Below are 21,894 nucleotides of genomic sequence, written 5' to 3'. Positions count from 1 at the left end.
CAAAAATAGTGTCAACTATCTATAAAGTTGACACTATTTTTATGTTGTAATTTATACTATTTATTTTTTGAAATTTTCTTCAAGGCATCTATTGCTTTATCTATCTCATCTTTCGTATTAAAATATCCTATACTGAATCTTACCGCACCTTGTTTTAACGTACCTAAAGTAGTATGAGCTAATGGAGAACAATGTATTCCTGATCTAGTTGCTATATTATATTCACTATCTAATAAGAAAGTAACCTCTCCAGAATCCATGTTTCCTATATTTATAGCTATTACTGAGGCTCTTTTTTTACTGTCTTTTGGTCCATATATCTTTATATCTGATACTTCTTCTAACTTATTTAGCATATATTGACATAATTCTTCTTCATGTTGTCTTATATTGTTGATTCCTCTTTCAAATATAAATAATACACCTTGGTTAAGCCCTGCTATACCTGGAGTATTATGAGTTCCTGACTCGTATTTATCTGGGAACAGTTCTGGTTGAACCATTTCTTCTGATTTACTACCTGTTCCACCCTCTTTTAATATATTCAAATTTAGGCCTTCTCTTACATATAAGATACCTGTTCCTTGAGGTCCAAATAAGCATTTATGACCTGGCATAGCCAACATATCTATATTACATTTCTTCACATCTATATCATAAACACCTGCTGTTTGTGATGCATCTACCAAGAATATTATATTATGTTTCTTAGCTATTTCTCCAACTTTTTTTATATCTATTAATGTTCCACATACATTAGATGCATGTGTAGTTACAATCAGCTTAGTGTTATCCTTTATTGATTTTTCTAACTCTTCATAATCTAAAAAACCTTCATCATCACATTTTACTACAGTATTTTCAACCCCTTTTTTCTCAAGAGCTTTTATAGGTCTTATTACTGAATTATGTTCCATAGATGTTGTTATTACATGATCTCCTTTTTGTAATACACCTTTTATTGCTAAATTCAAAGAGTCTGTTGCATTAGACGTAAATACTATATTCATAGGATTACTTACATTAAATAACTTAGCTATATTTTCTCTTGTATCATAAATTTCTCTAGCAGCTCGCATAGCAAGCTTATGCCCTGCTCTTCCTGGATTTGCACAATAGTTTTTCATACAATCTAAAACAGCATCATAAACTCTTTCTGGTTTTGGATATGTAGTTGCAGCATTGTCTAGATAAATCATATTCATCGTCCTCTCTATTTTATATTTGTGTGTTATTCAAGAAGCATTGATACAATACTGTTTAAATCATCATCATTATAGTATTCTATCTCTATTTTACCTTTTTTCTTACCTTTGGAAATATTTACTTTAGTTCCAAAAATATTTCTAAGTTTATCTTCTACATCTAAAATAAATACATCTTTAGGCTTAGACTTCTTTGGCATATCTTCTTCTTTATTTTCAGATATTTTTTTTGCAATGTTTTCAACTTCTCTTACAGAAAGTTCTTCCTCTTCTATCTTTTTTGCAATTTGTAGTTGTAATTTTTTATCTACAATTCTTAATAGAGCCTTTCCATGACCTGCTGTGATTTTACCACTATCTATCATGTCTATAACATCTTGTCCTAGATTTAAAAGTCTCAAAGTGTTAGTTATATGAGGTCTACTTTTACCGACAGCTTCTGATATTTCTTCTTGAGTTACATTATAATGCTCAATTAAACTTTTATATGCTAGTGCTTCTTCTATTGAATTTAAATCTTCTCTCTGTAAGTTTTCAATTAAAGCTATCTCCATTATGTCTTTCATCTCTATATCTTTAATTATAGCAGGTATTTGACTTTTATTTGCAAGTTTTGATGCTCTAAATCTTCTTTCACCAGCTATTATCATGTACTTATTGTTTTCATCTCTTTTAACTACTATTGGTTGTAGTACACCATAATTTTTTATAGACTCAGATAATACTTTTATTTTTTCTTCATCAAATTGCTTTCTTGGCTGAACTTCGTTTGGATATATTTTGTCTATATCTATATTAACTATTTCTTTATCTGAAGTTTCTCCTTTAATTTCTGGTATCAATGCACTAAGACCTCGACCCAATCTATTACTTCTTTTAGACTTATTCTCCATACTACCACTCCTCCTCTTCTAAATCTATAAATTCTTCTGCTAGTTCCAAATAAGCTACAGACCCCCTACATCTTTTATCATAATAAATTGCTGGTTTACCATGACTAGGAGCTTCTGCAAGTCTTACATTTCTTGGAATTAGAGTAGTGTATACACTACCTTTAAAGTACTTTTTAACTTCTTCAACAACTTGTATTGATAGATTGGCTCTTCCATCAAACATACTCAAAACAACACCTTGAATTTCTATATCTGTATTTAATCTTGATTTTACTAATTTTATAGTCTCCATTAATTGACTTACACCTTCTAAGGCATAATATTCACATTGTATAGGAATTAAAACACTATCTACAGCCGTTAGACAATTTATTGTAAGCATTCCAAGTGAAGGTGGGCAATCCAAAAATATATAGTCGTATTCATCCTTTACTACTTTTATGGAATTTTTTAAAATATACTCTCTATTATTTATAGATGCAAGCTCTATCTCTGCACCTGCTAGTTCCGTAGCTGATGGAACTACATCTACATTTTCAAACTCTGTTTTTATTATTGCTTCTTTAATATGCAAACCATCTAACATAATCTCATAGATTGTATTTTCTACTTCATTTTTATCAATACCATATCCACTAGTTGTATTTCCTTGAGGGTCCAAATCTAATACTAATATCTTTTTTCCTAAGGTTCCTAAACTGGCACTTAAATTTACATTTGTTGTAGTTTTTCCGACTCCGCCCTTTTGATTAAATATAGCTATAACTTTGCCCATGATGTTCCCCCCTTTAAGAATCAAATTAATTTTAAATATTGACTAGTTGCTTTTATAATTATAAATAATGTCTATAAATCAATTTATATTACAAGGCTTGTTTTAAAAAAAAAGATTACTGGTAAGCAGTAATCTCTATTTTTTAGGGATTTTTACAACAACTTCCATATAATCTCCCTTATCTATTTCATTATACTTAGCATCAATTCCTGTATTTGATATAGCATCAAAGGCTTGCTTTATAGTATTTATGTAAATTCTTATACTCATAGCACCCTTTATATTCTGTTTTTTATCAGGCTCTTCTTGAATTTCAATTTCTTCTAGTATATCTTGTATCAGTTTTTCTGTTTTTTTAACAGTCAATTCATTCTTTATGACCTTTTCTAGTACACTTTTCATTAAATCTTCACTTGGTAATTTAAGGAATGCCCTAGCATGTCTTTCTGTTAAATTATTCTCTATTAGCTTCATTTTTATATCGTTTGGAAGCTTTAATATTCTAAGCTTGTTTGCTACAGTAGATTGATTTTTACCTAATTTTTCTGCTAATTGCTGTTGAGTAAAAGCATGCTCTTTTATTAAGTTTTCATAGCCAATTGCTTCTTCAATAAAATTTAAGTCTTCTCGTTGCAAATTTTCTAATAACGCTAGAACAGCAGAAGATTCATCGTTCATATTATTTATAATTGCTGGTACAGTTTTAAGCTCTGCTAACTTAGCTGCTCTTAATCTTCTTTCTCCAGCAATTAGTTCATATTTACCATCTTTTGCTCTAACTGTTATAGGTTGAATTATACCATATACCTTTATAGAATTGCTCAATTCCTCCAATGAAACTTGTGAAAATATTTTTCTTGGTTGGTATGGATTTGGAACTATATCTTCTATAGGTATCTCCATAACTCTTTTATCTTCCATAACATACCTCTCTTATTTTAGATATAAATATTTTTGTTCTCTATATGTACATACAATTTTATTTCTGCATCTACTTTAATAATTCCTTTATTTTTGTTTGTTTTGAGGCAACCTTAATTATTTCCTGAGAAATGATTAAGGTTGCCTACTAATTAATATCTTGATTATTTAATAGGATTTTTAGCTGGCTTACCAGCTTTTCTAGGGTATTTAACTGGTGTTTCATGTATCTTTTTAAAAACTAATATATTATGATTTAAATCTATTTCTGGTAATTCTACATCTATTTTTTCAACAAACTCTAATCCTAAAATATCTATAGCCTTTTTTGATTCCTCTAATTCTAGATTAGCATTTGGACCTTTTAAACAAATAAAATATCCTCCTACTTTTACAAATGGTACACAAAATTCCATAAGAATTGGTAATCCAGCTACAGCTCTTGCTGTAGCAATATCATACTTTTCCCTGTACTTTTCATCTTTTCCAAAATCTTCAGCTCTTCCATGTATAAATTTAATACCCTCTAGTTCTAATGCTCTAGCAACTTCTTCTAGAAAGCTTATTCTTTTATTTAAAGAGTCCAATAAGGTTAACTCTAACTCCTCTAAACATATTTTTAGTGGTATACCTGGAAAACCAGCACCTGTACCAACATCTATTATGGACATACCATTTTTTATATATCCATTTTTTACAGCTGAAATAGAGTCTAAAAAGTGTTTTATATATACTTCTTTTTCATCCTCTATTCCTGTAAGGTTCATTTTTTGATTCCAATCAACTAGTATATCTCTATAAGTTTTAAATTTTTGTAACATATCATCATTTGTATCTATATTAAAATTTTTAATTCCATTTTCTAGAAGTTCTATATTATTCACTTTTTCCACCTCTAGTTCTTCTAACTTGTTCTAGGTGTATAAGTAACACTGATATATCAGCTGGAGAAACACCTGATATACGAGATGCTTGACCTATTGAAATAGGTTTTATGTCATCTAGTTTTTGTCTTGCTTCTAATCTAAGTCCTTCTATTGATGAATAATTTATTTTTTCATCTAATTTTTTATTCTCAAGCTTTTTAAATTGGTCTATCTGTTTTAATTGCTTGTCTATATAACCTTCATACTTAGTCATTATTACGCATTGTTCTTTAACTTCTCTTGAAACATCTTCACCAGCATCTTTTCCTATTTCTTCAAGCAATTCATAGGATACTTCTGGTCTTTTTAAAAACTCATACAGTGATATTCCAACTTTTATTGGCGTTGCACCTTTTTCTTCTAGTAAATTATTTACTTCCTTTGGTGTAACTCTTTCGCTCTTTAATCTTTCAAATTCTTTTTCAACAGCATCCTTTTTATTTATGAATCTTTCATATCTATCTTTTTTAACTAAGCCTAATTCATAACCCTTTTGAGTCAATCTCATATCCGCATTATCTTGTCTTAAATACAATCTATATTCTGCTCTTGATGTCATCATTCTATAAGGTTCATTAGTTCCTTTAGTAACAAGGTCATCTAATAATACACCTATATATGCTTCTGAACGATCTAATACAAAAGGTTCTTTTCCTTCTATCTTTCTAACAGCATTTATACCCGCCATAAGCCCTTGAGCTGCTGCTTCTTCATATCCAGAAGTTCCATTAAATTGCCCTGCACTAAATAAGTTTTCAACACCTTTTATTTCTAAACTTATTTTTAATTGTGTTGGGTCAACACAATCATATTCTATAGCATATGCAGGTCTCATTATCTTACAGTTTTCAAGCCCCTTTATAGTTTTATACATATCTAGTTGAACTTCAAAAGGTAAACTAGTTGATATCCCTTGAATATACATTTCTTTAGTATTCAAACCCTCTGGCTCTATAAACAATTGATGTGAAGTTTTATCACTAAATCTTACTACTTTATCTTCTATAGAAGGACAATATCTTGGCCCAGTACTTTCTATAACTCCACTATACATGGCAGACCTTTTTAAATTATCTAGTATAACTCTTTGAGTATCTTCAGTGGTTCTTGTTAAATAACAAGGTTCTTGCTCTTTCTCTATGTTTTCATTCATAAATGAGAAAGGAGTTACTTTTTCGTCACCTTCTTGTAGAGACATTACAGAGAAATCTATACTATCTCTATGGACTCTTGCTGGTGTTCCTGTTTTAAATCTTCTCATTCTAAGACCTAATTCAACTAAACTATCTGTAAGGTATTTTGCATATCCTAGTGCATTAGGACCTTCGTAAAATGCCACCTCACCCATATATATTTTTGAATTTAAATAAACTCCAGTAGCTAATATTACAGCTTTAGATTTAAATGAACATCCTAGCTTAGTTCCAACACCTATTACAACATTTCCTTCATGTAATATTTCTACAACTTCATCCATAGCTATATCGAGGTTTGGCTCATTTTCTAATGTTTTTTTCATTTCTTCATGGTATTTAAATTTATCTGCTTGGGCTCTCAAAGAATGAACTGCTGGTCCTTTAGCAGTATTTAACATTCTACTTTGTATATATGTCTTGTCTATATTTAGTCCCATTTGACCACCTAAAGCATCTATCTCTTTTACTAATTGACCTTTACCCGTTCCACCAATTGATGGATTGCAAGGCATTAATGCAATAGAATCTAAAGACATTGTTATTATCAAAGTTTTATATCCCATTCTTGCCGTAGCTAAAGCAGCTTCACATCCCGCGTGACCTGCCCCAACTACTATAACATCATATTTTCCTGCTTCAAACTTTATCATTTATAATTCCTTTCTTTTTAATATTAATGTTTCATGAGAAACACTATAAAATATCTATAATTTCTACAATAAAAAATGAAATTTATTACTTCTATATTTTCTTTCCTTTTGTATTTTACATCCTATTTTCCTATACAGAAGTTATGGAATATATTATCTAGTAAATCTTCTGTTACTGTATCTCCATTAATATATCCAAGGTAGTCCCATATATTTTTTAAATCTACTTCTACAAAGTCAAATGGCATACTTTGTTCTAGAGCAATTAAAGCATCTGTTGCAGACTTATATGCCTTACCAAGTGCATCCTTATGTCTAGAATTAGTTACTATTAAACTAGAATTGTTTTTGATACTTCCTTTATATACCATAGACTCTATCTTATCTTGTAATGCTTCTATGCCTTCTTGCTGTAAAGCTGATATTCTTATTATACTATTATTTTCTACATATTTAAGTATTTTTTCTTCTTCAATCTCTTGTTTTAAGTCATTTTTATTTAATAGTACTATTGTTTGTTTATCTTTAAGCTTCTTTAATATTTCTATATCTTCTTCTGACAACTTTCTTGATGCATCTAAAACCATTATAATTAAATCAGCACTTGTAAATGATTCTTTAGATTTCTCAACTCCTATTTTTTCAACTATATCATCAGTATCTCTTATACCTGCTGTATCAACTATCTTAAGAGGTATACCTTTTATATTAACAAATTCCTCTATAACATCTCTAGTAGTTCCTGGTATGTCTGTAACTATAGCTCTATTTTCTCCCAAAATAGAGTTAAGCAGTGAAGATTTTCCTACATTTGGTTTCCCAACAATTACTGTTTTCAAGCCTTCTCTAAGTATTTTCCCACTTTCAGCTGTATCATATAATTTTTTAATTTCTTTTTTAAGTTCACCAGTTTTATCCTTAAGCGTTTGATATGTTATATGTTCAATATCTTCTTCAGGATAATCTATAGCAACTTCTACATGTGCCAGTATCTCAGTAACTTTATCTCTTAAGTCTCTTATCTTCTTTGATAGAGAACCCTCTAACTGGTTTTGAGCAACTTCATGAGCTATATCAGTTTTTGCCTTTATAACATCTATTACTGCTTCTGCTTGAGATAAATCTATTCTTCCGTTTAAAAATGCTCTTTTAGTAAACTCCCCAGCTTCTGCCAATCTAACATCTTTAGATAATATTAGTTCTAAAATTTTCTTTACTGAAATAAATCCACCATGGCAATTTATTTCTATAACATCTTCTCCTGTGTATGAATTGGGCCCCTTCATATATGCCAATAATACTTCATCTATTGCATTTTCATTATCTACAATATTTCCATATATTAATATTCTTTTATTATAATCTTTTATACTCTTTCCTGACATGGATTTAAAGATTTCTTCTGCAACTTTTAAAGCTTTTTCTCCACTTATTCTCAGTATACCTATACCACCTTCTCCAGGTGCTGTAGCTATAGCCGCTATTGTATCATCTATAAACAAATTTATCACCTCTTAATTTATAATTTTTACATATAGATTTATTTTTGACCAATTACAATGATTTAATAAGATTAAAAAATAAAACCCCCTAATGTTTAGGAGGTTGATTTTATCTTTTACACTCAATTACTAATCTTCTATATGGATCGGTTCCTTCACTATATGTAATTACATATTTGTCATTTTGAAGGGCTGAATGTATTATTCTTCTCTCATATGGATTCATATAATCTAATTTTTTAGTTTTTCTTGTTTTCGCTACTTCTCTAGCAACCTTATTAGCATATCTTATTAAAGATTCTTCTCTTTTTGACCTATAGTTTTCTATATCTACAAGTACTCTTGTATGAGAGTCTTTATTTATTTTATTAAGAGCTAATCCAGTTAAAAATTGAATAGAATCTAAAGTTTCCCCTCTTCTACCAATTAAACTTGCAGCTTCTTTGCCTTCAATATCAACCATGATTAAATTATCTTTTTGAGATACATTGACTTTGGCATCAACATTTGCATTTTTCAACATTACCTCTATAAAATTTTTAGCTACATCTAGTTCCCTTTCAATAACAAAAATTTCATAGGTACCATCTTTAGCACCTATAAAACCTAAAAACCCCTTGCTTGGATTTTCTAGTATTTCTACCTCTATATCCTCTACTTTTAAATTTAAATCTGCTATCGCCTTATTTATAGCTTCTTCTTTACTTTTACTTTTTATTAATTTTAGGCTTTTTCTCATTAACTTTTTCCTCCTTAGAGTTAGCAGCCAGCTTAGCTTTTAAAGGATTCATTATTAAGTAATACTGAGCTATTGAGAATAAGTTACTTACTGTCCAGTACAATGTAAGTCCTGCTGGGAATATAAATCCCCAATAGAAAGACATCCCTGCCATTACATATGTCATTACTTTCATAGAGCCTTGTAGTTGGTCCTTTGGAGTCATTACCTTTTGCATTACATATGCACTTGCTCCTGAAAATACTGCTAATACATAATCTGGTGCTGTTAAACTTTTTATCCATAAAAACCCATTGTCAGCTGCCATAAATGCAGCTTGATTTGCAAAAACGCCATGAGCAACTGGCTCTCTTAAAACGCTAAATAATCCTATTAATATAGGAAACTGTATTAATAAAGGTAAACAACCAGATAGTGGATTAATTTTAGCTTCTCCATATAACTTAACAATTTCTTCATTTTGTTTTTCTGGCTTATTTTTATATTTTTCTTGTATCTCTTTTATACGAGGTTGTATATCTTGCATTGCCTTTGTTGACTTAGTCTGTTTAACTGTTAATGGTAGTAAAATAATCTTTACAAGTATAGTAAAAATTATTATAGAAATACCATAGTGGTTAACAAATTCAAATATTACCTTAAGAATTAATCCTAAGAAATTTCCTATTATATTCAATTTTTTTATACCTCCTAATAGTTACTCTCTTTTATTTTAGAGGGTCGTAACCTCCTGGATGAAAAGGATGACATTTTAGAAGTCTTCTTATTGTTAAGTACATACCTTTTACAAATCCATATTTTTTAAATGCCTCTATTGAATATTGTGAGCAAGTTGGATAGAATCTACAAGTAGGTCCCTTTAAGGGAGATATATACTTTTGATAAAATTTTACTAAATAAATACATAAATTCGATAAATACCTACTTATTTCCTTTAATATATAAATTATTTTATTCAAAATTATTAACCTCCATATTTATAGCATACAATTTAAAGAGAAATATCCGTTCTTTTAACTAAATTTTTTATAGACTTGTCTATCTCTTTAAAACTAGCATCTTTACTAGATACTCTTGCTATAAATACTATATCATATCCAGGCTTAATTTTTTCATCAATATTTAATCTGTAGACTTCTTTTATTAATCTTCTTACTCTATTTCTAGTGATAGCTTTTCCTACTTTCTTTGAAACAGAAATACCTATTCTACTATAATCTGATTTATTTTTAAGTATATATATTACTAAATATCTGTTTGCAAAAGATTTGCCGTGTTTATATACTTTTCTAAAATCAGAGTCTTTTTTTAACCCCTTTGTCCTATTAAAGTCCATAGTTAACCTCCATAAACACAGCTATGCATTGTAATTATTTACACAAAAAGGCCACCTTTGCAGCGGCCCTTTTGTAATTAATGAGTTAATCTATTTCTTCCTTTAGCTCTTCTTCTTTTTAACACGTTTCTTCCGTTAGACGTCTTCATTCTTTTTCTGAAACCATGTTCTTTACTTCTTTGTCTCTTTTTTGGTTGATAAGTTCTTTTACTCATTATTTTGCACCGCCTTTCAGATTTCATTTTCCGTTTATAAAAATAATAACTTTACCCTCAAAGTAAACATAACACATATAATTATAAATACTTTTACTATCGTTGTCAACGAGTTTTTGGTATGCTTGCATCACAAAATCTACCATATATATATTATGTATTTTTTTTATTGAAAATACTAGTAAAAATCTATTTAATTTTATTCTAAATTATTTTTTTCAATTATATACACAAATAAAGCAAATTTAACATGTTTATATTTTTATCAACAATTAGTTAATATTGTGGATAAATTAGTTACAAATCATTGAAGTTTGACATATATTTTGATATTATAAATATACTTGTTGATAATGTGTATAAATGTTATCAACTTATTAAAAATTATTCACAGCTTGTGGATACTTTTGTGTATAACTTTTAAGATTACTGACAATACTCTAGTTATAATCACCATTTATTGTATGTTTATGTTATTTATAACTTTATCTACATATTGTTTATATCTTTTCATATTTTTTTAATAATTTATACTATTATTAATTTATCAACACCATTATCCATAAATTTAGTTATTCTGTAAAATTTATATATATTTTTGCTTTTCTGTTAATAACTTTGTGGAAAATATTAATTATTCTGTTCGGAGGTTTATATTATGGATATAGTTTCTTTATGGGACAAAACCCTACAATTAATAAAAGGTGACTTAACTTCAGTAAGTTTTAATACCTTTTTTAAAAACATCGTACCATTAAAAATACATCTTAATGACTTGATACTACTAGCTCCTAGTGATTTTAATAAAGATATTCTAGAAAATAGATATTTGCATTTAATTGAAGATGCTATAAATCAACTGTCATTAAAAAAGTATAATATTAAATTTGTATTGAGCGAAAAAGAAGTTGCTGACCTAAATTCTGATAGTGCAGATTTAAATTATAGAGTACTTTACCCTAACCTGAATCCAAAATACACATTTGATACGTTCGTTATTGGTAATAGCAATAGATTTGCTCATGCTGCATGTGTTGCAGTTGCTGAATCTCCTGCTAAAGCTTACAATCCACTTTTTTTGTATGGAGGGGTTGGCTTAGGTAAAACTCATTTAATGCACGCTATTGGACATCATATTGTCAGCCAAAAAAAAGATTCAAAAGTTGTTTATGTTTCTTCAGAAAAATTTACTAATGAACTTATAAACTCTATAAAAGATGATAAAAATGAAGAATTTAGAAATAAATATAGAAATGTAGATGTCTTATTAATTGATGATATTCAATTTATAGCTGGGAAGGAAAGAACTCAAGAAGAGTTTTTCCATACATTTAATACTCTTCATGAGGCAAATAAACAAATAATTATCTCTAGTGATAGACCACCAAAAGATATACCTACACTAGAAGATAGATTAAGATCGAGATTTGAAATGGGACTTATAACTGATATTCAGGCACCAGACTTTGAAACAAGGATTGCTATCCTTAGAAAAAAGGCTCAACTAGAACGTATAGAAGTGCCAAACGAAGTTATGTCATATATAGCAAAAAATATTAAGTCAAATATAAGAGAACTAGAAGGTGCCTTAACTAGAGTAGTTGCTTACTCTTCTCTTAGTAATAGAGTGATATCTTTTGATCTTGCTACAGAAGCTTTAAAAGATATTATAACAACTTCTAAAAATGAAGAAATCAATGTGCTTAGAATAAAAGAAAAAGTTTCTTCTGTATTCAATTTAAAAATGGAAGATTTTAATTCTAAAAAAAGAACTCGTTCAATAGCTTTTCCAAGACAAATAGCTATGTATTTAACGCGCGAACTTACTGATTTGTCTCTCCCTAAAATAGGTGAAGAATTTGGAGGAAGAGATCATACAACAGTAATTCATGCTCATGATAAAGTATCTAGAGACATAGAAGAAAGCGAAGAAATTAAGACTAAAATAGACAAAATTATATCAGATTTAAAGGGATAATTTATACACAATTGTCTGTTTATATCTATTGAATAACTTGTTTATACTTTTTTATATTAAAATTTATTAACAAATAATTAAGTATAAAATAACAAAGATATCAACATCTTATACACATGTTGATATCTTTGCATTTATAATGTTACATGTACTTATTAACATTATCAACAACACCTACTACTATTACTACTATGATTTTAACTTATTTTTTTATATAAAAAGCCAGAGGAGGTTATCCACATTGAAAATAATTTGTAATCAAAAAATCCTAGCAAATAGAATCGGGATTGCTCAAAAAGCTATTAATGGAAAAACAACTATAGAACTATTAAAGGGTATACTTATATCTACAGAAGAAGGCCAGTTAAAACTTACTGGATATGATGCGGAGATAGGAATAGAAACTTATGTACAAGCAGAGATTATAGAAAAAGGTGATGTTGTTGTAGATGCAAGATTATTTGGAGATATAATTAGAAAATTACCAGATTCTTTTGTTGAGATAGAAACAGATTCAGAAAATAATATTTACATAAATTGTGTAAATTCAAGATTTAAAATTAAAGGATATGCAGCTAAAGAATTTCCTAAACTACCAGAATTAAATGAAGAAGATTTATACAGCATACCTCAAGAACTCCTAAAAAATATGATTAAACAAACTGTATTTGCTATTTCACAAGACCAAACAAAACCTGTTTTAATGGGAGAACTTCTAGAAATTGTAGATAAAAATTTAAATCTAGTAGCAATTGATGGCTATAGATTAGCTGTAAAAAGCTGTTCAGTTGATAGTTTAACTGAAAATATAAAAGTAATAATTCCAGGAAAGACACTTATAGATGTAAATAGCTTGCTTTCTGGAGAAGATAATGTTAAAGTTGGATTTAACGAAAAAAATGCTATTTTTATAATTAATGATACAAAAATTATTACAAGATTACTTGAAGGAGATTTTATTGATTATAAAAAATTATTGCCAAGAGAGCATAATAGTAGAGTAAAGTTAAATACTAAAGAACTTTTAAATAGTATAGAAAGAGCATCTTTATTGTCTCAATCAGAAAAAAATAACCTTATAAAATTATCTATAAGGGATAAAGTAATGGCAATTACTTCTAATACAGAAAAAGGAAATGTCTATGAAGAAGTTGAAATAGATTTAGATGGAGATTATTTAGATATAGCTTTTAACTCTCGATACTTTATTGAAGGATTGAAAAATATAGATAATGAGGAAATATTTATAGAATTTACTACAAATGTAAATCCTTGTATAATTAAACCAACAGATGATATTAATTATATTTACTTATTACTTCCAGTAAGAATATCATCTAATATATAGTAGATATTAAGGAGTTGTCTTTTGTAGAAAAATTTTTCTAATCTTAGGCAACTCCTTTTGCAAGTATTTTTATGATATAATATACTTTTAGTATATTAATACCTATTTACCTAAAATAATGGCAAGGAGGAACTCTTATGACTGAAATAACTATAGAATCAGACTATATAAAGTTAGATCAATTCCTAAAACTAGCAGAGATTGCATCAACCGGAGGTCATGCAAAATTTTTAATTCAAGAAGGTTTAGTGACTGTAAATGATGAAATAGAATTAAGAAGAGGGAAAAAGATAAAATCAGGAGATATAGTTGAGATAGAAGGAACTAAAATAAAAGTATTGTAAAAAAGGAGAACTTTTTGTGAAACTTAAAAGTTTGCAGCTTGTTAATTTTAGAAATTATGAAAAGTTGCATCTGGAATTTAATGGTAAAGTGAATCTTCTTGTTGGAAAAAATGGTCAAGGAAAGACAAATATAGTAGAATCTATTTATATGCTTTCTTTTGGCAAGTCATTTAGAACCAACAAAGATAGAGAAATGGTTAGATTTAATAGTGAAAATTTATATGTTGGAGGAAGTTTTTCAAAATATAATAAATATAGTCTAATAGAGCTAATTATTGGAAAAGATAAAAAGGGGATACGAATAAATAAAGTTCCTTTGCAAAAAATGCAGGAATTACTTGGCAACTTAAATGTTGTCATATTTTCACCTGAAGATTTAAGACTGGTTAAAGAAGGTCCTAAAGAGAGAAGGACTTTCATAGATAAAGAGATTAGCCAAATTATTCCTAAATATTATAATTATCTTACTAATTACAATAAAATACTTTCTCAAAGAAGTAGAGTTCTAAAAAGCATGCATGTTGATGAAGCTTTATTAGATGTATATGATGATACACTAGCAAAATACGGAAGTTATATTTATATTTTACGCAGAGACTTTATAAAAAAGATAGCTAATATATCTGAACATATGCATATGAATTTGACTAATGGAGTTGAAAAATTATCAATCAAATATAAAACTCAAATAAATATAACTGACGAAGATACTATAGAAACAGTATATAATAAATTTTTAGCCAAGTTGTCATCAAATAGACCTAATGATATAGAATCTAGAACTACTAGATATGGTATACACAAAGATGACTTAAATATATTCATAAATGATTTAGATGCAAGACTTTTTGGTTCACAAGGTCAACAAAGAACTGCTTCAATATCATTAAAGCTATCAGAGATAGAATTAATAAAAAATGAGGTTGAAGAATATCCAGTATTAATTTTAGATGATGTTTTTAGTGAGTTAGATGAAGCAAGACAAAAACTTTTAGTAAATAATTTAAGCAATGTTCAAATGTTTATAACAAGTGCTGAAATTTCACATAAAAAAATATTTGATGAAAAGGATGTTACAATATTTAATATTGAAAACGGCAATGTTATTAGCATAGAGAATGGAGGAAATTAAATGAAACAAGAATACGGTGCAAGTCAGATACAGGTATTAGAGGGATTAGAGGCCGTTAGAAAAAGACCAGGTATGTATATTGGTAGTACAAGCCCAAGAGGTTTACACCACTTAGTTTATGAAGTTGTAGATAATAGTATCGATGAGGCTTTACAAGGCTATTGTTCAAATATATATGTATCTATTAATGAAGATGGCAGTATTTTAGTAAAAGATGACGGAAGAGGTATCCCAGTCGAAACACATCCTAAGACTGGAAAATCGACTTTAGAAACAGTATTAACTAATCTTCATGCAGGAGGAAAATTTGGAGGCGGAGGATATAAAGTATCTGGAGGTCTTCATGGAGTTGGTGTTTCTGTAGTTAATGCATTATCAAAATGGATGATAGCAGAAGTTTATTTAAATGGAAAAATATATAAGCAGACATATGAAAAAGGTCTACCAACATCTAAGATTGAGATAGTTGGAGAATCTCAAAGTACAGGAACAATAATTCAATTTATGCCTGACGCTACTATATTTGATGAAATAGAGTTTAAATATGAAACATTAGAATATAGACTTAGAGAACTTTCTTTTTTAAATAAAGGAATAAAAATAGTATTTGAAGATAAAAGAGAAAATCAAGAAAAAAGAAAAGAATTTCACTATACAGGTGGTCTAGTAGAATATATTAAGTATTTAAATAAATCTAGAACTGGAATACATGATGACATAGTTTATATAGATAAAAAAGTTGATGATTGTATTGTCGAATTAGCTATGCAATATACGGATGGTTATACAGAGAACATATATTCTTTTGCAAATAATATAAATACGCATGAAGGAGGAGCTCATTTAAGTGGATTCAAAGCAGCTCTTACTAAAACTGTAAATGATTATGCTAAAAGAAATAAATTCTTAAAAGAAAATGATGTTAACTTATTAGGTGAAGATATAAGAGAAGGACTTACAGCTGTAGTATCAGTTAAATTACCAGAACCTCAATTTGAAGGACAAACTAAAACAAAACTAGGTAATAGTTTTATGAGAGGTGTAGTTGATAGTGTAACAGTTGATGAACTTGGCTCTTTCTTAGAGGAAAATCCAGCAACAGCTAGAATAATAGTTGATAAAGCTTTGAGAGCACAAAGAGCTAGAGAAGCTGCAAAGAAAGCAAGAGAATTAACAAGAAGAAAGAGTGTTTTAGAAAGCACATCTTTACCTGGAAAATTAGCAGATTGTGCAGAAAAAGATCCTGCTAAAAGTGAAATATTCTTAGTCGAAGGAGATTCAGCGGGAGGTTCCGCAAAACAAGGTAGAGATAGAAATAGCCAAGCGATACTTCCATTAAGAGGTAAGATACTTAATGTCGAAAAATCAAGACTAGATAGAATATTATCTTCAGACGAAATAAAAAATATGATAACAGCTTATGGTTGTGGTATAGGAGAAGATTTTGATATAGATAAGGCTAGATATCATAAAATTATAATTATGACCGATGCCGATGTAGATGGAGCTCATATAAGAACTTTGCTATTAACATTCTTCTTTAGATACATGAGACCTCTTATAGATGAGGGGTATGTTTATGCAGCACAACCTCCTTTATATAAAGTAACAAAGCAAAAAAAGGAACATTATGTTTATTCAGATAAAGAATTAAATGTTTTATTAGATGAAATTGGAAGAAATGGTGCAGAACTTCAAAGATATAAAGGTCTTGGAGAGATGAATGCAGAACAATTATGGGATACCACTATGAATCCTGATACAAGAACTTTATTGCAAGTAACTGTAGAAGATGCTGCAATTGCAGATGAAGTATTTTCAATGCTTATGGGTGATAAGGTTGCTCCAAGAAAAGAATTTATAGAAGAAAATGCAAGATTCGTTAGAAACTTAGATATATAGAGAGAGGGGATTAGTATACATGGAAGAAAATAACAAAATACTCCCTATTGAAATAGCGGAAGAAATGAAAAAATCTTATATCGATTATTCGATGAGTGTTATAGCTGGACGTGCTCTTCCTGATGTTAGAGATGGTCTAAAGCCAGTTCACAGAAGAATACTATACTCAATGAGTGAATTAAACTTAACACCAGATAAACCATATAGAAAGTCAGCCCGTATTGTTGGGGACGTTTTAGGTAAGTACCATCCACATGGAGATACTGCTGTTTATTTTGCAATGGTTAGAATGGCTCAAGACTTTTCAACTAGAGCACTTTTAGTAGATGGTCATGGTAACTTTGGTTCTGTTGATGGAGATTCACCAGCGGCAATGCGTTATACAGAAGCTAAGATGAGTAAATTATCATTAGAATTATTAAGAGATATAGAAAAAGAAACTGTAGATTTTAAACCAAACTTTGATGAATCATTAAAAGAACCTTCAGTACTACCAGCAAGGTATCCCAATCTATTAGTGAATGGGTCTAATGGTATAGCTGTTGGGATGGCAACTTCAATACCTCCACATAACTTAGCTGAAGTAATTGATGCAACTGTACATTTGATTGACAATCCAGATTGTAGTGTTGAGGACTTAATAAAATTTATACAAGGTCCAGATTTTCCTACAGCTGCAATTATAATGGGAAAAGAGAATATAGCAGAGGCATATAGAACTGGAAGAGGTAAAGTTAAGGTTAGATCTAGAGCTTTTATAGAAGAACTTCCAAAAGGAAAACAACAGATAATAGTTACAGAAATACCTTATCAAGTAAATAAAGCTAAATTAGTTGAGAGAATAGCTGAGTTAGTTAAAGAAAAAAGAATAGAAGGTATATCAGATTTAAGAGACGAAAGTAATAGAAATGGTATGAGAATTGTTATAGAATTAAAGAGAGATGCTAATGCTAATATAGTATTAAATAATCTGTATAAACATTCTCAAATGGAAGATACATTTAGTATAATAATGCTTGCTCTTGTAGATGGTCAACCAAGAGTTTTAAATCTTAAGCAAATACTATATCATTATATTAAACATCAAGAAGATGTTGTTACAAGAAGAACTAAATTTGAATTAAACAAAGCTGAAGCAAGAGCACATATTTTAGAAGGATTAAAAATTGCTTTAGATAATATAGATGCTGTTATAAGCTTGATAAGAGCTTCAAAAACAGGCCAAGAAGCTAAGATAGGTTTAGTAGAAAAATTCAATCTAACTGAGATTCAAGCTCAAGCTATACTAGATATGAGACTTCAAAGACTTACAGGTCTAGAAAGAGATAAGATAGAAGCTGAGTATGAAGACTTAATAAAGAAAATAAATAGATTAAAAGAAATTTTGGCTGATGAAAGATTACTTTTAAATGTAATAAAAGATGAAATGACAATAATAAAAGAAAATTATTCTGATGAAAGAAGAACAGAAATAAGACATGCTGAAGGCGAGATAGATATGAGAGATCTTATAAGTGATGAGGAAATAGCCATAACTCTTACTCACTTTGGATATATAAAAAGACTTCCATCTGATACTTATAAGAGCCAAAAAAGAGGTGGAAGAGGTATCTCAGCACTTACAACTAGAGAAGAGGACTTTGTAAGACATTTGATAACTACAACTACTCATAGTAGATTACTGTTCTTTACAAATAAGGGTAGAGTATTTAAATTAAATGCATATGAAATACCTGAAGGTAAGAGACAAGCAAAAGGTACTGCTATAGTAAACTTACTTCAATTGTCAGCAGACGAAAAGATTGCAACTTTAATACCTATAGATGGTAATGATGAAAATGAATATTTATTACTTACAACTAAAAAAGGTATCGTTAAAAAGACTAAACGAGAAGAGTTTAAAAATATAAACAAATCTGGTCTTATTGCTATAGGTTTAAGAGATGATGATGAACTTATTGGAGTAGAGCTAACAGATGGAAAACAGGAAGTACTTTTAGTAACTAATGAAGGTATGTCTATAAGGTTTGATGAAAATGATATAAGATATATGGGTAGAACAGCAATGGGTGTAAAAGGTATAACTTTAAGTAAAAAAGACTTTGTTGTATCTATGAATCTTTGTAGTAAAGGTACAGATGTATTAGTTGTCAGTAGAAATGGTTTTGGTAAAAGAACAAATATAGAAGAATATAGAAGCCAAATAAGAGCTGGAAAAGGAATTAAAACTTATAACATATCTGAAAAAACTGGTACAATTGTTGGTGCAGAGATGGTCAATGAAGATGATGAGATAATGATTATAAATTCTGATGGAGTTCTTATTAGAATAAGAGTTAATGAAATTTCACTATTTGGAAGGGTTACAAGTGGTGTTAAATTAATGAAGACTAATGAAGAAGTGAATGTAGTTTCGATTGCTAAAATAAATATTGAAGAAGAATAGGATAAATATCCTATTCTTTTTGTATAATGTACTTAGATAAAAATTTAAAATTGAAAGGAGTAGTTGTTATGTGTAATAAAAGAGGTTGTAAAAAAGGTGGATTTTTATTAATAGGAGCCATTTTAGGTTTTATATTTGGTATGTTTCTTGCACCAAAAAAAGGTTCTGAGTTAAGAAAAGAGACAAAAGATAAGTTTGATAAAGTGAAAGAAAACCCAAAAGAAGTTCTACATGAAACATTTAATGATGTTAAAGAGAGAATAATAACTTTAGTAGATGATGATAATAATGAAGAAGATATAAAAATTTCAGAAGAAGATATAGTAATAAGTAAAAGTTTTGACGACGAGGGAGATGTTAACTAATGAATGCATGGGGGTGGCAAATAGGAGCAGTGTTAGTAGGTAGTTCGGCTCTTATAGTAGCAATTTATTTAGCTAAAACTCTAAATAGTTTAAATAAAGTTGTTGAAAAAGCTTATAAGATTGTAGATTACAATGAAAGACATATACAAGATATTGTTGAAAATGCATCATCAATATCAAAGGGAATAGATGATATAGTTTATGTAATTAATAAGATATTGAGTATAGGTAATATATTTAAAATTATTAAGAGAAAATAGGAGGTTTTTACATGTCTATGAATATAGATTCAAATTTAGATTCTCAAAATAAGTTTTGGAATGTTTGTATTGATGGAGAACTTGATGTCTCTACAGCAGATAAATTAAAAGAACATTTACATGGTTTAATAGAAAGAAACATGTTGGATGTAAAGATTAATCTTAAAGATTTAGATTATATAGATTCTACAGGTTTAGGAGCTATGATAGGTGTTTTAAAAAAACTAAAAATAAATGAAAAAGAGATATACATAGTAAATCCTAAGAGTAATGTTAGGAAAATTTTTACTATAACAGGTCTAGATAAAATATTTAAAGTGGAGGGATAAATTTTGGCTTGTGAAACTATAAAGATGGAAATTACTACAAATCCAGATTATGTAGGCATAATAAGATTAACAGCGTCTGGGATTGCAAATAAAATGGGGTTTCCAATAGATGATATAGAAGATATAAAGGTAGCAGTATCAGAGGCATGTACCAATGCAATAAAACATAGTAATGATGATGTATTCAATATAGTATTTAATATTTTAGACGATGCAATTAATATAGAGATTCAAGATAATGGAAAAGGATATGATGTTAGCTCAATAAGTACACCAGATTTAGAGAATCCAAAAGAAAGTGGTCTTGGATTATTTATAATTAAAACTTTAATGGATGATGTAGATATTGAATCAGAATGTAATCAAGGAACAAAAATAAAAATGACTAAGTATTTAGGAGTTGATATTTAATGAAAAATGTAGCTAATGCTACACATTACCTAAATATGGATACAAAAGAGCTATTTAATTTATATAATACAAATAAAAACGTAGATATCAGGAATATTCTTATTGAAAGACATCTATATTTAGCAAGGTTGTTAGCTAAAAAGTATATAAACAAGGGTGTTGATTTTGAAGACATATATCAAGTTGCTTCATTAGCATTAATTTATGCTATTGATAGATATGATGTTGAAAAGGGATTTGAATTCTCCAGTTTTGCAACACCAACTATAGTAGGAGAAATTAAAAAATATTTTAGAGATAAAGTATGGACACTTAGAGTACCAAGAAGAATACAAGAATTAAGCAAAAAGATAAGTGATGCGAAAATTAAACTAGAGCAAGAAAATAAAAAACATCCAAAGGTAAAAGATATCGCTGACTATATAGGAGTTAGTGAAGAAGATGTACTAGAGGCTATGGAAGCATCTTATGGTTATCAACCTATGTCTTTAGATTCATCAAGTAATGATGATTCAGAAGACAAAGACATAACTCTTATTGATAAAATAGGAAAAGAAGAAGGTAATTTCGGAAGTATAGAATACGAAGATTTTATTAATAAGTTTATTGAAACTTTAAATGAGTTAGAAGTAAAAATATTTAAAGATAGATTTTTCTTCGATAAAACCCAGTCTAGTATAGCTAAAGAATTAGATATATCTCAAATGACTGTTTCTCGCTTAGAAAAAAAGGTCGTAGAAAAGCTAAAAAAAGAATATGAAAAAAATTTCTAAAAAATAATAAAAAAAGTATTGACCTACTGTTTGAATGATGGTATAGTATTACTTGTCCTTGAAAAAAAGGAACAAGAAAAAATACGAACATTGAAAATTAAACAGTAGGTTAATTTATATTAAGAAACAAACCATAAAGCCAGATATTTAGATAACAATAGTATCTGAGCCTGATAAACTTTTATTTGAGAGTTTGATCCTGGCTCAGGATGAACGCTGGCGGCGTGCCTAACACATGCAAGTTGAGC

23 protein-coding genes and 1 rRNA gene are annotated in these 21,894 nt (G+C 28.9%); 12 read left to right on the top strand and 12 right to left on the bottom strand.

What is annotated here, in order from left to right; translation table 11 throughout:
- Positions 1-56 precede the first annotated feature (56 nt).
- From IC214_RS07010 to rpmH, 12 genes are all read right to left on the bottom strand, one after another.
- A complete protein-coding gene (locus IC214_RS07010; RefSeq protein WP_227825083.1) occupies positions 57-1,199 on the bottom strand; it encodes an aminotransferase class V-fold PLP-dependent enzyme in 1,143 nt (380 codons plus the stop codon).
- Between the two features lie 32 nt (positions 1,200-1,231).
- Positions 1,232-2,098, bottom strand: coding sequence for a ParB/RepB/Spo0J family partition protein (locus IC214_RS07005; RefSeq protein ID WP_227436557.1), 867 nt, complete (start codon positions 2,096-2,098; stop codon positions 1,232-1,234).
- A 1-nt stretch (position 2,099) separates the two neighbouring features.
- The gene (locus tag IC214_RS07000; protein ID WP_227436560.1) at positions 2,100-2,873 is read right to left on the bottom strand and encodes a ParA family protein; all 774 of its coding nucleotides are present in this window, start codon (positions 2,871-2,873) and stop codon (positions 2,100-2,102) included.
- Between the two features lie 135 nt (positions 2,874-3,008).
- Positions 3,009-3,794 (bottom strand): nucleoid occlusion protein, encoded by a 786-nt coding sequence (gene noc / locus IC214_RS06995; protein ID WP_227436562.1) that lies wholly within the window; start codon positions 3,792-3,794, stop codon positions 3,009-3,011.
- Between the two features lie 164 nt (positions 3,795-3,958).
- Positions 3,959-4,678 (bottom strand): 16S rRNA (guanine(527)-N(7))-methyltransferase RsmG, encoded by a 720-nt coding sequence (gene rsmG, locus IC214_RS06990; protein WP_227831490.1) that lies wholly within the window; start codon positions 4,676-4,678, stop codon positions 3,959-3,961.
- Positions 4,671-6,566 (bottom strand): tRNA uridine-5-carboxymethylaminomethyl(34) synthesis enzyme MnmG, encoded by a 1,896-nt coding sequence (gene mnmG / locus IC214_RS06985; RefSeq protein WP_227831491.1) that lies wholly within the window; start codon positions 6,564-6,566, stop codon positions 4,671-4,673. The genes rsmG and mnmG overlap by 8 nt, the downstream gene beginning before the upstream one ends.
- 122 nt (positions 6,567-6,688) lie before the next feature.
- Complete coding sequence (gene mnmE, locus IC214_RS06980) at positions 6,689-8,068, bottom strand: tRNA uridine-5-carboxymethylaminomethyl(34) synthesis GTPase MnmE (RefSeq protein ID WP_227866425.1); 1,380 nt, start codon at positions 8,066-8,068, stop codon at positions 6,689-6,691.
- A 109-nt stretch (positions 8,069-8,177) separates the two neighbouring features.
- Complete coding sequence (gene jag / locus IC214_RS06975; protein WP_227825086.1) at positions 8,178-8,807, bottom strand: RNA-binding cell elongation regulator Jag/EloR; 630 nt, start codon at positions 8,805-8,807, stop codon at positions 8,178-8,180.
- Positions 8,776-9,483: a YidC/Oxa1 family membrane protein insertase gene (locus tag IC214_RS06970; protein WP_227436572.1), complete on the bottom strand. Its 708-nt coding sequence runs from the start codon at positions 9,481-9,483 to the stop codon at positions 8,776-8,778. Before IC214_RS06970 ends, jag begins: the two co-directional genes overlap by 32 nt.
- 31 nt (positions 9,484-9,514) lie before the next feature.
- Positions 9,515-9,766, bottom strand: coding sequence for a membrane protein insertion efficiency factor YidD (gene yidD, locus IC214_RS06965; RefSeq protein WP_227436574.1), 252 nt, complete (start codon positions 9,764-9,766; stop codon positions 9,515-9,517).
- A gap of 32 nt (positions 9,767-9,798) precedes the next feature.
- A complete protein-coding gene (rnpA, locus tag IC214_RS06960; RefSeq protein WP_227436576.1) occupies positions 9,799-10,143 on the bottom strand; it encodes a ribonuclease P protein component in 345 nt (114 codons plus the stop codon).
- A gap of 77 nt (positions 10,144-10,220) precedes the next feature.
- A complete protein-coding gene (gene rpmH / locus IC214_RS06955) occupies positions 10,221-10,358 on the bottom strand; it encodes a 50S ribosomal protein L34 (RefSeq protein WP_003420485.1) in 138 nt (45 codons plus the stop codon).
- A gap of 658 nt (positions 10,359-11,016) precedes the next feature.
- Between rpmH and dnaA the strand changes: the two genes are divergently transcribed.
- The 12 genes from dnaA to IC214_RS06895 all read left to right on the top strand — a co-directional run.
- Positions 11,017-12,336: a chromosomal replication initiator protein DnaA gene (dnaA, locus tag IC214_RS06950; protein WP_255613010.1), complete on the top strand. Its 1,320-nt coding sequence runs from the start codon at positions 11,017-11,019 to the stop codon at positions 12,334-12,336.
- A 241-nt stretch (positions 12,337-12,577) separates the two neighbouring features.
- Positions 12,578-13,684, top strand: coding sequence for a DNA polymerase III subunit beta (gene dnaN / locus IC214_RS06945; protein ID WP_227436578.1), 1,107 nt, complete (start codon positions 12,578-12,580; stop codon positions 13,682-13,684).
- Positions 13,685-13,821: 137 nt separating this feature from the next.
- On the top strand, positions 13,822-14,028 hold the full coding sequence (gene yaaA / locus IC214_RS06940) for a S4 domain-containing protein YaaA (protein WP_227436580.1): 207 nt from the start codon (positions 13,822-13,824) through the stop codon (positions 14,026-14,028).
- A gap of 16 nt (positions 14,029-14,044) precedes the next feature.
- Positions 14,045-15,160: a DNA replication/repair protein RecF gene (gene recF / locus IC214_RS06935; RefSeq protein ID WP_227436582.1), complete on the top strand. Its 1,116-nt coding sequence runs from the start codon at positions 14,045-14,047 to the stop codon at positions 15,158-15,160.
- Positions 15,161-17,062 (top strand): DNA topoisomerase (ATP-hydrolyzing) subunit B, encoded by a 1,902-nt coding sequence (gene gyrB, locus IC214_RS06930; RefSeq protein WP_227436584.1) that lies wholly within the window; start codon positions 15,161-15,163, stop codon positions 17,060-17,062. It abuts the gene before it with no gap.
- 19 nt (positions 17,063-17,081) lie between these two features.
- Positions 17,082-19,508: a DNA gyrase subunit A gene (gene gyrA / locus IC214_RS06925; protein WP_227436586.1), complete on the top strand. Its 2,427-nt coding sequence runs from the start codon at positions 17,082-17,084 to the stop codon at positions 19,506-19,508.
- Positions 19,509-19,576: 68 nt separating this feature from the next.
- Entirely contained in the window at positions 19,577-19,873 is a 297-nt protein-coding gene (locus tag IC214_RS06920) for a YtxH domain-containing protein (protein ID WP_227436588.1), read from the top strand.
- Positions 19,873-20,133 carry a hypothetical protein gene (locus IC214_RS06915; protein WP_054272124.1) on the top strand — a complete coding sequence of 87 codons (261 nt, stop codon included), beginning with the start codon at positions 19,873-19,875 and terminating at the stop codon, positions 20,131-20,133. The genes IC214_RS06920 and IC214_RS06915 overlap by 1 nt, the downstream gene beginning before the upstream one ends.
- An 11-nt stretch (positions 20,134-20,144) precedes the next feature.
- Positions 20,145-20,462, top strand: a complete 318-nt coding sequence (locus IC214_RS06910) for an STAS domain-containing protein (RefSeq protein ID WP_227436590.1) — start codon at positions 20,145-20,147, stop codon at positions 20,460-20,462.
- Between the two features lie 3 nt (positions 20,463-20,465).
- The gene (locus IC214_RS06905) at positions 20,466-20,873 is read left to right on the top strand and encodes an ATP-binding protein (protein WP_227436592.1); all 408 of its coding nucleotides are present in this window, start codon (positions 20,466-20,468) and stop codon (positions 20,871-20,873) included.
- Positions 20,873-21,646, top strand: a complete 774-nt coding sequence (locus IC214_RS06900; protein ID WP_227436593.1) for a SigB/SigF/SigG family RNA polymerase sigma factor — start codon at positions 20,873-20,875, stop codon at positions 21,644-21,646. Before IC214_RS06905 ends, IC214_RS06900 begins: the two co-directional genes overlap by 1 nt.
- Positions 21,647-21,827: 181 nt before the next feature.
- Positions 21,828-21,894, top strand: a 16S ribosomal RNA gene (locus tag IC214_RS06895); the annotation flags it as partial.

The sequence above is a fragment of the Clostridioides sp. ES-S-0190-01 genome, assembly GCF_020658275.1.
GTDB lineage: Bacteria > Bacillota > Clostridia > Peptostreptococcales > Peptostreptococcaceae > Clostridioides.
Note: the sequence above shows the minus strand (reverse complement) of the source record. Positions and strands in the feature narration are given on the sequence as shown.

Excerpts from the sequence above, each read along its gene's own strand:
- IC214_RS07010 (WP_227825083.1), bottom strand. The coding sequence starts at position 1,199 with ATGATTTATCTAGACAATGCTGCAACTACATATCCAAAACCAGAAAGA.
- IC214_RS07005 (WP_227436557.1), bottom strand. The coding sequence starts at position 2,098 with ATGGAGAATAAGTCTAAAAGAAGTAATAGATTGGGTCGAGGTCTTAGT.
- IC214_RS07000 (WP_227436560.1), bottom strand. The coding sequence starts at position 2,873 with ATGGGCAAAGTTATAGCTATATTTAATCAAAAGGGCGGAGTCGGAAAA.
- noc (WP_227436562.1), bottom strand. The coding sequence starts at position 3,794 with ATGGAAGATAAAAGAGTTATGGAGATACCTATAGAAGATATAGTTCCA.
- mnmG (WP_227831491.1), bottom strand. The coding sequence starts at position 6,566 with ATGATAAAGTTTGAAGCAGGAAAATATGATGTTATAGTAGTTGGGGCA.
- jag (WP_227825086.1), bottom strand. The coding sequence starts at position 8,807 with ATGAGAAAAAGCCTAAAATTAATAAAAAGTAAAAGTAAAGAAGAAGCT.
- rnpA (WP_227436576.1), bottom strand. The coding sequence starts at position 10,143 with ATGGACTTTAATAGGACAAAGGGGTTAAAAAAAGACTCTGATTTTAGA.
- rpmH (WP_003420485.1), bottom strand. The coding sequence starts at position 10,358 with ATGAGTAAAAGAACTTATCAACCAAAAAAGAGACAAAGAAGTAAAGAA.
- dnaA (WP_255613010.1), top strand. The coding sequence starts at position 11,017 with ATGGATATAGTTTCTTTATGGGACAAAACCCTACAATTAATAAAAGGT.
- yaaA (WP_227436580.1), top strand. The coding sequence starts at position 13,822 with ATGACTGAAATAACTATAGAATCAGACTATATAAAGTTAGATCAATTC.
- gyrB (WP_227436584.1), top strand. The coding sequence starts at position 15,161 with ATGAAACAAGAATACGGTGCAAGTCAGATACAGGTATTAGAGGGATTA.
- gyrA (WP_227436586.1), top strand. The coding sequence starts at position 17,082 with ATGGAAGAAAATAACAAAATACTCCCTATTGAAATAGCGGAAGAAATG.
- IC214_RS06920 (WP_227436588.1), top strand. The coding sequence starts at position 19,577 with ATGTGTAATAAAAGAGGTTGTAAAAAAGGTGGATTTTTATTAATAGGA.
- IC214_RS06915 (WP_054272124.1), top strand. The coding sequence starts at position 19,873 with ATGAATGCATGGGGGTGGCAAATAGGAGCAGTGTTAGTAGGTAGTTCG.
- IC214_RS06910 (WP_227436590.1), top strand. The coding sequence starts at position 20,145 with ATGTCTATGAATATAGATTCAAATTTAGATTCTCAAAATAAGTTTTGG.
- IC214_RS06900 (WP_227436593.1), top strand. The coding sequence starts at position 20,873 with ATGAAAAATGTAGCTAATGCTACACATTACCTAAATATGGATACAAAA.